Raw genomic sequence first — 11,520 nt, forward strand, 5'->3', positions numbered from 1 at the left:
CCCCATCTCTTATTCTGCTAACTCACTTAAATATTCCCAACGTTCCATCTTTTCAAGCAACTTCATTTCAATTTCTTCTTTTTCATTTTGTAAATCCATTAAATCGCCATAATATTTTTCTTGATTAGGCAATAAGCTAATTTCATTCATTTTCGCTTCAATCATCTGGCTCTTTTGTTCTAATGCTTCAATTTCTTCTTCGATTGTTTCCCATTCTTTTTTCTCCATATAGGAAAGTCTTTTTTTAGTTTCCTGATGAGATGCTGAAGCATTTTTGGTAGTCGCTCTATTGATATCTTTTGCCTGCGGTACATTCTCAACTTTTTGCTGCTTTATAGTGTATTCAGAAAGCGACCCGAAATATTCTTCAATCTGTGCATTGCCCTTAAAAATAAGAAGTTTATCGGAAATTTTGTCTAAAAAGTAACGATCATGGCTGACAGCAACTACACTTCCTTTAAAATCTTCTAAGAAAGCTTCTAAAACTTGTAAAGTTTCAATATCCAAGTCATTAGTTGGCTCATCCAACAATAATACATTTGGCTGTTCCATTAGAATACGAATTAAATGCAGTCTTCTTTTTTCTCCGCCTGATAAAGTTCGAATAAATGCTCCATGTGTTTTTTTAGGAAATGAGAAGCTTTCCAAAAGTTGAATTAAATTTATTTGCTGACCATTTTTTAAAGCAATGGTTTTGGCAGCTTCCTGCAAATACTCTATGATTCTTTTATTCTCGTCCCATTTGGGGAAAGTTTGTTGGTAAAATCCGATTTTTACAGTCTGACCTACTGTTACAGTTCCAGAATCTGGTACTAATTGTTGCGACAGTAATTTTAAAAAAGTGGATTTTCCTGTTCCATTATCTCCAGTAATTCCAATTCTTTCGTAGCGTTTAATAATCAAACTAAAATCTTTTATTAGCGCTTTTGGATGATAAGAAAAACTTACTTTTTCTAAATCAAATACTTGTTTTCCAAGACGTGGCGTTTTGAAATTAATTGTAATTCCAGCTTGTCTTGCCTCACTATTTACTTCATCTTGTAACTTTTCAAATCGTTGAATGCGAGCTTTTTGCTTTGTTCCTCTGGCCCGCACACCATCACGCATCCATGCTAATTCTTGCTTATAGAGCTGATAATTTTTTTCTTGGCGCAACGCTATATTTTCTAACAATTCCTGCTTTTTTTGTAAATATGCTGCATAATTGCCAGGATATTTTGTCAGCGATTGAAAATCCAATTCAACAATTTGGTTCACGACTTGGTCTAAAAAATAGCGATCATGTGTAACCAGTAAGACAGCACCTGAATAATTTTTTATGAAATTTTCTAACCAAAGAATGGAACTGAAATCCAGATGGTTTGTTGGCTCATCTAAAATTAATAAATCAGCATCCGCAATTAAAACTTGTGCAAGTGCTACTCTTTTAATTTGGCCTCCAGATAGATTGCGCATTGGTGCATGAACATCTTTTATTCCTAAACGATTTAAAATCGATTTTGCGGTCGCATCTATAGACCATCCATCTAAGCGATTCATTTCTTCTTCAATTTTTGTATACTTTTTCTGAAGTGCTTGATCGGTCGCATTTTGACTGAGTTGTTCTAATATTAATTCATATTGCAGCACTAATTGTATCAAAGGCTGCGGGCTATTGAAGATCGTTTCTAAGACAGTCTCATCTGGATCATATTGTGGCTCCTGTTTTAAATAAGCAACAGTATAATCTTTCGGTGTAATGCGCTGTCCTTCATCAGGAAGAGCATCCCCAGCGACAATATCTAAGAGTGTTGACTTACCCGTACCATTTCGGCCGATTAAACCAATTTTTTCGCCAGTTGTTATTGAAATATTTAAATGTTTAAATAACTCTTTTACACCAATAGAATGTGTAATATCTTCAAGTTTTAATTCTTTCAAGTTAAGCACCTTTTTCGCTATGAATTCTTTCATATTTTATCATAGATAAAGAGGAGTTAAAAATTAAAGGATATATAAAAAAAGCTCATGGCATTATTTCCATGAGCTTTTTTTCTATTTATTTGAATGAGTAGTTATCTTTTTTGATTGATAATTTTTCTTATAAAATTTAAAAATTGCCAATACAATATCACGCGTAATCACATAGACAGGCAGCGCTAAAATCATTCCTAAAATTCCGAATAAATTCCCAGAAACAAGTAACACTAAAATAGTTGTAAGAGGATGAATACTCAAATTATTTTCCATCACTAATGGTGCAATAACATTTCCTTCCAATTGCTGAATAACCATAATTGTCACGACAACCATAGCTACCGCAAACCATCCTTGCGTTGCTGCAACTAAAATTGCAGGCATAATCCCTAAAACTGGACCAAAATAAGGAATAATATCAAATACCCCTGCTAGCACACCTAAAAGAATCGCATTAGGTAACCCCAATAGCATAAAAGATAAATAGGAAGCTACCGCAACATATAAACATAAAATTAGTCGTCCACTTGTATAGCCACTCACGCCATCATGAAAAATCTCCAAGATCTCTTCCACTAATGGTCGATATTCTTTCGGCGACAATTCAACAATTTTATCTGCACTTTTTGATCCATCTTTAAAGAAATAATATAAAATCACTGGCACTGTAAATAAATTAATAAAAAATGTAACGGTATAATTAACTGTTGAAGAAATGCCATCCCCTAAGCTACCTACTACATTTTTTAAAGTATTGGACACATTGATGTCCCATTCATTTATCAGCTCATTAACTTGTTGCGAAGAAAGACCATTTTTTGAAAGCAAGTTCTCAACTTCTGTCACGACTGTATTAAAAATAGTCGGTGCCATTTTAATAAATGACGAAATTTCATCAATCAATTTAGGGAAAATGGCTAAGAATAAAAATCCAAATGCCAATATCAATACAAGAAATGAACTTAAAATGGCAAGCCATTGTCGACTAGTTTTTTCTAACACAAATTGATAAATTGGCAGTAAAGCATAATAAATGAATAAGGCCAAAATTACTGGAATACCTAATGTGCTAAATAAAGCATTTATAGGAATGAATAAAAATGACACTTGTTGATATGTTAAAACAATTAAGCCTACAAGAAAAACAAACATTAAAAATGCAATTATTTTAGAACCTTTTAAATATTTCACAAAAATACTTTCCTTTCTTTAAATCCCAAATCATAATATCCTTTTGATTTTACTACAATTGGCGACGATTGAAAACAATATTTTAACATGATACGATAAATAGATGAAAATGTGAGGTGACGAATAAAATGCAAAATGATATACCTGAATTGTTATTGTTGCTAATTAATGATGAAAAACATCAAAAAGCAGCAACAATTTGTAAACGCAATGGTCTAACATCTGCTACTTATTTCTTTGCACATAGCATGGCAGATATTAAATTGTGGCAAATGCTAGGACTAGATGATATGCACCGAGAATGCACGTTAATTATTGGCCCCTCTCATCGCACAAAAAGTGCATTACATCAAGTGGCTGAGGCGCTGCATTTAGATAAAAAGAATAATGGATTAGGATTGAGAATTTCTTTAAAAGATGTTTTAGGGATTCGTGAAGAAAATGATATTGATTCAGCCAATTTATCCATATTGACAGAGAAAGGACAACATAAAATGTATAATATTGTCATAACAATTGTAGATCGTGGAAAGGCAGATCTAGTTCTTGATGCATCAAAACGTGCAGGCGGTAACGGTGGAACAATTATTCATGGTCGTGGCTCTGCTGCTAAATCAAAAAAGGTATTTAATATGGAAATCGAGCCTGAAAAAGAAATTGTTGCCATTATTATTGAAAATGATAAGACAGATAATATTGTCGCCACAATTGCTGAAGAATTAAAAATTGAGAAAGAAAATACGGGAGTTCTCTTTACTTTCCCACTTGAAGAAGTCCGCGGTGTTGTTTAGGAGGATGATAGAATATGAGGCAAATCACTATAAAATTAAAAGAAATTAGCGCATCAGTTTTACCAATTGTTTTATTTGTTTTATTTCTTCATTTTACAATCACGCCTCTTGAATTCAGTGCATTAAAAAATTTTTTGTTTGGTAGTATCTTTGTAATTCTTGGTCTTACAATATTTCTAGTGGGGGTGGACATCTCCATCACACCCGTTGGAGAATATTTAGGTAAAGGGCTCATTTTAAGCGCAAAAACTTGGATCGTGTTAGGCATTGGTTTCATTTTAGGCTTTATGATTTCTTTTGCGGAACCTTCCTTAGGCGTGCTAGCGAACCAAATTAGCATTGTAACTCATGACGCTATTTCTGCAAGTTCCATTTTAATTGCAATTTCTACAGGTGTCGGATTAATTGTTGGGATAGGGAGTCTTAGAATTTCAAAAGTTTTTCCCATCAAAAAATTGATCTGGGGCTTTTATTTACTTATGTTTGCCGTTATGATTGTGACATCCAACACATTCATTTCTCTATCATTTGATGCATCTGCTGCAGTTACTGGAGCAATTGCTGTTCCATTCATTATGGCAATTGGGGCAGGTATCGCAGAGCTAAAAAAAGGCGCTTCAGAGGCTGATAACTTCGGCTTAACGGGAATGGTACCAGTAGGTGCTGTCATTGCCATGATGTTGCTCAGCTTATTTATCGGGGCAGATGATGTAAGTGGTTCATTAGAGATTTCTAGCAGTCATGATATTCCTTTCTTTAGCTATTATTTGCAGACAATGAGCGCCCAACTTAAAGATGTTGCAATTTCGGTCTTACCTGTTACTTTCGTCTTCTATCTTTATCAAGTAACCAAATTAAAACTCAACCGTTTTAATGTCCATCGCATTACAGCTGGCTTTATTTATGTATTTATTGGCTTAGTTTTATATTTAACGGGCGTAAATGCTGGCTTTATGAATGTCGGTGCATTAATCGGTTTTAAATTAGCTTCTTTAGATTCTCATTGGCCATTACTTTTGATTTCATTTTTATTAGGTGCAATGACCATTCTAGCGGAACCAGCGGTCTCAGTTCAGACACATATGATTGAAGAAGTAACAGGAGGATCAGTAAAAGGCAAACCCATTAAAGCCTCATTATCAATCGGCGCTGGTTTAGCCATTTTATTTGCTGTCAGTCGTATTCTTATTCCTGAACTGGAACTATGGCATATCGTTGTTCCAGGATATATTATTGTACTTCTGATGACTTTAAAGGTATCAGATTTATTTGTAGGTATGGCATTTGATGCAGGAAGTGTCGCATCTGGCCCAATGGCTGCAACTTTTATCTTGGCTTTTGTGCAAGGTATTGCAGAGGCTATTCCATCCGCTGATGTCTTACAAGATGGTTTCGGAATGATTGCATTAGTACTGATGGTACCAATTATTGCCATTTTAATTTTTGGGTATTTATATGAAAAAGAACTGAATAAATCTTAAATAAAAAAGCAGGTCAAAAAAGACCTGCTTTTTTTAATCCATAAATTGACTTTCATATAATTGTGCATACATTCCTTTGGATGCTATCAATGCCTGATGGGTTCCTTGTTCAACGATTTTTCCTTTTTCCATCACAATAATCGTGTCAGCATCAACAATAGTCGACAGACGATGTGCAATTACAAAGTTTGTACGACCCTGCATTAAGTTCTTCATGCCTTTTTGAATCAGTCGTTCGGTTCGAGTATCTACTGAACTTGTTGCTTCATCTAAGATTAAAATATCTGGATTGGCCACAAAGGCTCTTGCAATTGTTATAAGTTGTCGCTGGCCTTGGGAAATATTTGTAGCTTCTTCTTTTAATATTGTGCAATATCCGTCTGGCAAACTTTCAATAAAGTGATGGGCATGTGCTTCTTTTGCTGCTTGGAAAACCTCTTCTTCTGTTGCATCTAAAGCACCATACTTAATATTGTCATAAATTGTTCCTTGAATTAACCATGTTTCTTGAAGAACCATTCCGAAAAATTCACGAAGGTTCTGTCTGGAAACATTGCGAATATCTATGCCATTAACTAAAATTTGTCCATCTGTTACATCATAAAATCTCAGTAATAAATGGACTAATGTAGTCTTTCCAGCGCCTGTTTGACCTACAATGGCAATCGTTTCTCCATGACGAATTTTAAATGAAATATTCTCTAAAACAGGAGCATTTTCTTCATATGAAAATGAAACATTTTTGAATTCAATTGACTGAATTGGACGTGTAATCACTTGATTAGCATGTTTATATTCTTCTGGTGCATCCAAAAATTCAAAAACTCTTGCTGCCGAAGCTAGCATTTCTTGTAGCGTATTTGCCATATCTGCAATAATGTCGATTGGGCGGCGAATTTCTTGACTATATTGAATAAAAGCTAAAATATCTCCTAGGAGCATCTGTTGATGGACGACTAACAATCCACCGACGACTGCAATTAGAACATATGATAAATTACCAATGAAAATCATAATAGGCTGCAAGACACCAGCCATAAAACTGGCACGATAGGAAACAGAATATAAATGATCGTTGATTTCTTTAAAAACTTTTGCTGAGTCTTCTTCATAACCATAGGCTTTGATTAAATCTGTTCCCGAAAAATTCTCTTCTACAAAGCCAACCATTGCTCCCAACCCCGCTGATTTTTCTTTAAAATAGCGTTGTGATTTTCTAGTAATCCACTGCGTTGCAAAATAATTCAACGGAATAGTTATAAGAAAAACTAAAAAAAGAGTCGGACTGATAATAAGCATCATTGCTACAATTCCTATCACTAACAAAATGCTTGAAAAAATGCGATTGACACTCAGTTGAATATTTCGACCGATAACGTCAATATCATTCGTCATACGACTTAACAAATCACCCGTTTGTCTACTATCAAAATAAGACAGCGGGATTTTTTTGATTTTATAAGATAATTGTTGGCGCATATCTCGAATTAAAGATTGCGACAAATACTCTAACATATAGGATTGAGCAATATCAGCAACCGTTGAAAATATATAAAGCATGCCCAAAATCATTAAAAAATGAATAATACTATCAAAATTCAATGAATCATTTTGGGTCATGACACGCTGCAAATGTGAAACAATTTTCCCCATGTAAATCGGTGCAAAGATACTGAATAATGTGACCAATAATGTTGTAGCAATCGCAATAACACTTTGAAATTTATAAGGTGCCAAATATTTCAATAAACGTTTGATTGTCTGTTTTGCAGTCATTATTTGGCCACCCCCTCTTCTCCTTGTGAAATCGCAATTTCTTGATAAATTTTATTATGTTTTAAAAGTTCATCATGTGTTCCAACTCCTACTAATCGTCCATCATTTAAGACAAAAATTTTGTCCATTTGTCGAATTGTTGCAACACGTTGGGCTACGATAATAGTAATTTTATTTTTTAATTGACTGTGTAATTTCTTTCTTAGGTGATAATCTGTTCGAAAATCAAGAGCTGAAAATGAATCATCAAATAAATAGAGGGAGGCATCGCGACTTAGGGCACGCGCAATCGCTAAGCGTTGACGTTGACCACCAGAAAAGTTTGCTCCGCCACGATATATCTCCTGATCCAGCACTTTTTTATCGCTTAAATTTAAAAAAGACTGCGTTTGTGCAGTAGCTAATTCATTAAGAATTCGTTCGTCCGTTGCATATTTATTGCTATATTGCATATTTCCGCGAATAGAATCAGAAAAGAAAAAGATTTGCTGTGGTAAATAACTAATTTCTTGCCTTAACTCTTTTGTTTTAATTGATTGAATGGGGCAATGGTTGATCTCTAATGTGCCCGATGTGGGCTCATAAAATTGCAGTAATAGTTTTAAAAGTGTAGATTTCCCACTTCCTGTTCCCCCTATAATTCCAACTGACTCTCCAGCAAAGATTTCAAAGTTTAACTGGTCCAGTGCAGGATGATTTGCATAAGGATAATTAAATGTTAAATCCATTGCTTTTATAGACTGTATTGGGCCATCAAGCGAATGATTACCGCCTGTTTTATGAATAGGATAAGTAATAACTTCTTCTACACGATGAATGGAAGCTGACGTTCTTGGTAAAAGTGTCAACATATAAGACAACATAATGAAGCCACTAAGCATTTGTGTAATATATTGAATAAATGCCATCAACTGTCCAATTTGAATAGTGTTTGATAATACGAAGCGGCTACCAAAATAAATGACGGCAATGATAGCGATATTCAAAAATAAAACCATTAACGGACGGATCGTTGCCAAGTCTTTATTTAATTTTAGATTCAATTCATAATGTTTTTGACTGGCTTCATTAAAAATCTCTTCTTCCTGAGCATCATTTGAAAAAGCACGTGTTACTTGAAGTCCTGTTAATCGCTGTCGGAATAATAAATTCATGCGATCTAGACGTGCTTGTAATACTGGGAAATAGGGAATAACCCCCTTCATAACATAATATAAAATTCCAGCCAAAAAAGGAAATGCAATTAAAACAACAAGTGTCAATTGCACATGAATAGCAAGGGACATAGAAAGTCCCCCAATAATCATCAAAGGAGCTCGTGCCAATGGTCTAAGCGACATTAAGACCAATTGTTCAATATTTCCTACGTCATTTGTCGTACGCGTAATCAGTGATGATATTCCAAATATTTCTGTATCATCAAATGTCATATCATTGACTTTATTGAATATTTTATAGCGCAAATCTCTAGAAAATAACATTGCAGCTTTTGCCGAATAATAAGCAGCAGATCCACGAACGATGATCGTCAAGATCGTAATAACAATCATGACACCTCCGGACTTTAAGATATATGGAATATCATTATTTACGATTCCTATATCTACTATTTTGGACATATAACGCGGTAGAAATAACTCTCCAAGCGCATTTGCAAAAGTTAATGTTAAAACTAACGAGATGATTTTTTTGTATTTTTTTAGATCTTCAAAAACAATCATCCGACACCTCATTTCATAGTCGTTGCATTCATTTACAATTATCAACTTATCATAACATAAAATAATAGCAGCTCTCAAAAAAGAGAGCTGCTCAAACATATATATATTAAAGTAAATGAAGCACTAATGTTGCCATGGTGAAATAAGTAAATAAGCCAAATGTATCATTAATCGTTGTAACAAATGGACCACTTGAAACCGCAGGATCTATTCCAAACCGGCTGAACAGTCCAGGAATGATATACCCAATCACACATGAAATACTGATGGTCACAGCGATTGCAAGTCCTACAACTAATGATAAGATATGATTTTGATAGATAACATAAGAAATTCCAAACATGACAATACCACTTGCAATTCCCATCAGTACGCCAGTGAGAAATTCTTTTAAAAGCAATGTAATAATACCAGGACCATCCTGATCTTGTTGTGTTAGTCGTCTAATAGATACTGCTAATGCTTGTGTACCAACATTCCCTGCCGTATCCATAATAATCGGCATAAATGCTGCAAGTGCCACAACTTGCGAAAGCACGCCCTCAAATCGACTAATAACATTTGCAGAAATGAGTCCCAAAAAGAGCAAGATAATAATCCAAGGCAAGCGACTTTTAGTCATTTCAATGACTGTCTCATCGCGAAGCTCCTCTGCTGTCACATCATCAGGTATTAAGATCCCTGACATGCGCTGCAAATCTGTAATGGACTCTATCCCCATTATTTCCAAAATATCATCAACTGTAACAATTCCTAGCATCACATCATTTTTATCAATTACTGGAATGGCTAATAGATCATATTCACGAATCAAATAAGTAACCATACGCTGATTCGTTTCTGGATGAACATTGACCACTTGTGTATTCATAATATCTTTGACCGCTGATTGTGTTGGTGCCAGTATCAAGTCACGTAAAGAAACGACCCCTTCAAGCTTACCTGCATCATCTAATACATAAATATAATAGATCATTTCCGCTTCACGACCAATTTGGCGCGCCTGCTCTAAAATAGAATCCACTGAATCATCACGATGGGCAACAATGAACTCAGTCGTCATAATAGCTCCCGCCGTCTTTTCTTTATGTAAAAGTAGGCGTTCAATTGGATGACGGTCTTCTTCGTCCATTTTCGCAATGATTTTTGTAGCAGTCTCTTCATCTAGCGAACGTAAAAAGTCAACCACATTATCATCCGAAACAAATTCCAACGTATCCAAAACATATTTATCAGGTAAATGTTCTAGCGTTTCTAGTCGTTCATCTGTCTCCATAATATCAAATATTTCAGCAAATTCAGGAGGAAGCAAAAATTGAGTAATTTTAGCTTTTGATTCTGGATATAATAATTTATAAGCTTCTAGCTGATCATTTGTATGTAACTTTAAAAATAAGTCCCGAAATTTCTCACGATCATTCTGTTTTGCTGCTTTATAAATTGCATCAAGATATTCTTGTTCAATAAATGTTTGTTCCACTCTATGCACGCCTTTCTATAAATAATCATCCATTTTACTATCTTAGTGTATATTTAGTTGAATGTCATTTATTTCATCACAATTTTACAAGAAAAAGGCGCTTGTTCATCTTCAATATAATCGCTAAAACAACAAAACCCGTAAGCCACGTACAAAGTCCGCTAGCACCATTAGCAGTTAAAGAGAATATCACAGGATTCATTCCTTCAGGTGCATATTGTCCCCAATAGACAACACCCGCTATAAAATGAACGAAATATTCAACAGCTGTCCCAACAAATGTGGCAACACCCAGCGTAAAAATTGCAACATTATCATTAGGAGTCTGCAATTGATGTTGGAATTTATTTGACCATAATCCAGTGAAGCCTGCACACATAAATGCAAAAGGATACTCAATCATCACTTGTAAAATGGATAGCATCACAAAATTACCGGAAACAATCCGAATTAATCCTACAACAAATCCTGCAAGCAAGCCCTCGCGAAATCCTCTGCGCATCGAAATAAAATAAATGGGAATTAAACTTAAAGAGATGCCATAACTTTGATTGATATCAAGTTTAATGAAAGATAGGATATAAGCTAATGCTGCTGCCAAGGCAATCTCAGCAAGTACTCTATCATTTTGATTTTTCATACCATACTTCTTTCTATATTAATTATTTTCTTTCCATTTTTTGAACAGGACGTCCTTTTTCTGTATAAATATAAGCACGTGCTGTAAGAATATCATTCATCGCCATTATTAAGCGGTCACGATATGCTTCAGGCAGTTCATCGAATAAATATAAATCATCATCGACGTGCCATTGACCACGTTTGGCTTCAATCTGTCCTTGTGTAAATAATTGATAAGAAGTCGGCGGTAGTGGTTGATCGGTCTTACTGGATTCCACACGATAAAAATAATTATCATCAATGTAGGCAATTTCTAAAGCACCTGTGTTCGTTCTTTCATATGTCGGTTCATAACGGTCCCCTTGAAGTTCCCACCAAGCTTTGATACCTTCAATAGCCTGTTCTTCTGTTTTATATGTGGCATGTCTTTTTTTTATGCCATCACGTTTACTTATCCAATATGTAGTATAGACTGTCTCCATTTTAAAACCCCTTTCATTTTA

The 11,520-nt window shown here is 34.8% G+C and carries 9 protein-coding genes; 2 read left to right on the forward strand and 7 right to left on the reverse strand.

Going from position 1 to position 11,520, the window contains the following annotated elements:
• Positions 1-9: 9 nt before the first annotated feature.
• Positions 10-1,920 carry an ABC-F family ATP-binding cassette domain-containing protein gene (locus C231_RS0101025; RefSeq protein ID WP_018658799.1) on the reverse strand — a complete coding sequence of 637 codons (1,911 nt, stop codon included), beginning with the start codon at positions 1,918-1,920 and terminating at the stop codon, positions 10-12.
• Between the two features lie 114 nt (positions 1,921-2,034).
• Positions 2,035-3,147 carry an AI-2E family transporter gene (locus C231_RS0101030; protein ID WP_018658800.1) on the reverse strand — a complete coding sequence of 371 codons (1,113 nt, stop codon included), beginning with the start codon at positions 3,145-3,147 and terminating at the stop codon, positions 2,035-2,037.
• 128 nt (positions 3,148-3,275) lie between these two features.
• Between C231_RS0101030 and C231_RS0101035 the strand changes: the two genes are divergently transcribed.
• Both C231_RS0101035 and C231_RS0101040 read left to right on the forward strand, forming a co-directional pair.
• Entirely contained in the window at positions 3,276-3,938 is a 663-nt protein-coding gene (locus tag C231_RS0101035) for a P-II family nitrogen regulator (RefSeq protein ID WP_018658801.1), read from the forward strand.
• Positions 3,939-3,952: 14 nt separating this feature from the next.
• Positions 3,953-5,419, forward strand: coding sequence for a DUF1538 domain-containing protein (locus C231_RS0101040; protein ID WP_018658802.1), 1,467 nt, complete (start codon positions 3,953-3,955; stop codon positions 5,417-5,419).
• Positions 5,420-5,452: 33 nt separating this feature from the next.
• Here C231_RS0101040 and C231_RS0101045 read toward each other — a convergent pair whose 3' ends face one another.
• The 5 genes from C231_RS0101045 to C231_RS0101065 all read right to left on the reverse strand — a co-directional run bounded on the left by C231_RS0101045 (position 5,453) and on the right by C231_RS0101065 (position 11,499).
• The gene (locus C231_RS0101045; RefSeq protein ID WP_018658803.1) at positions 5,453-7,195 is read right to left on the reverse strand and encodes an ABC transporter ATP-binding protein; all 1,743 of its coding nucleotides are present in this window, start codon (positions 7,193-7,195) and stop codon (positions 5,453-5,455) included.
• Positions 7,195-8,916 (reverse strand): ABC transporter ATP-binding protein, encoded by a 1,722-nt coding sequence (locus C231_RS0101050; RefSeq protein WP_018658804.1) that lies wholly within the window; start codon positions 8,914-8,916, stop codon positions 7,195-7,197. The genes C231_RS0101045 and C231_RS0101050 overlap by 1 nt, the downstream gene beginning before the upstream one ends.
• Before the next feature lie 106 nt (positions 8,917-9,022).
• The gene (gene mgtE / locus C231_RS0101055; protein ID WP_018658805.1) at positions 9,023-10,396 is read right to left on the reverse strand and encodes a magnesium transporter; all 1,374 of its coding nucleotides are present in this window, start codon (positions 10,394-10,396) and stop codon (positions 9,023-9,025) included.
• Positions 10,397-10,472: 76 nt separating this feature from the next.
• Entirely contained in the window at positions 10,473-11,036 is a 564-nt protein-coding gene (thiT, locus tag C231_RS0101060; RefSeq protein ID WP_018658806.1) for an energy-coupled thiamine transporter ThiT, read from the reverse strand.
• 22 nt (positions 11,037-11,058) lie between these two features.
• Complete coding sequence (locus C231_RS0101065; protein WP_018658807.1) at positions 11,059-11,499, reverse strand: hypothetical protein; 441 nt, start codon at positions 11,497-11,499, stop codon at positions 11,059-11,061.
• Between the last annotated feature and the right edge of the window lie 21 nt (positions 11,500-11,520).

The organism is Allofustis seminis DSM 15817, from assembly GCF_000374325.1.
Classification (GTDB): Bacteria; Bacillota; Bacilli; order Lactobacillales; family Carnobacteriaceae_A; genus Allofustis; species Allofustis seminis.

Coding starts and splice junctions, on each gene's coding strand:
- C231_RS0101065 (WP_018658807.1), bottom strand. CDS start 11,499: ATGGAGACAGTCTATACTACATATTGGATAAGTAAACGTGATGGCATA.
- C231_RS0101050 (WP_018658804.1), bottom strand. CDS start 8,916: ATGATTGTTTTTGAAGATCTAAAAAAATACAAAAAAATCATCTCGTTA.
- thiT (WP_018658806.1), bottom strand. CDS start 11,036: ATGAAAAATCAAAATGATAGAGTACTTGCTGAGATTGCCTTGGCAGCA.
- C231_RS0101040 (WP_018658802.1), top strand. CDS start 3,953: ATGAGGCAAATCACTATAAAATTAAAAGAAATTAGCGCATCAGTTTTA.
- C231_RS0101045 (WP_018658803.1), bottom strand. CDS start 7,195: ATGACTGCAAAACAGACAATCAAACGTTTATTGAAATATTTGGCACCT.
- C231_RS0101035 (WP_018658801.1), top strand. CDS start 3,276: ATGCAAAATGATATACCTGAATTGTTATTGTTGCTAATTAATGATGAA.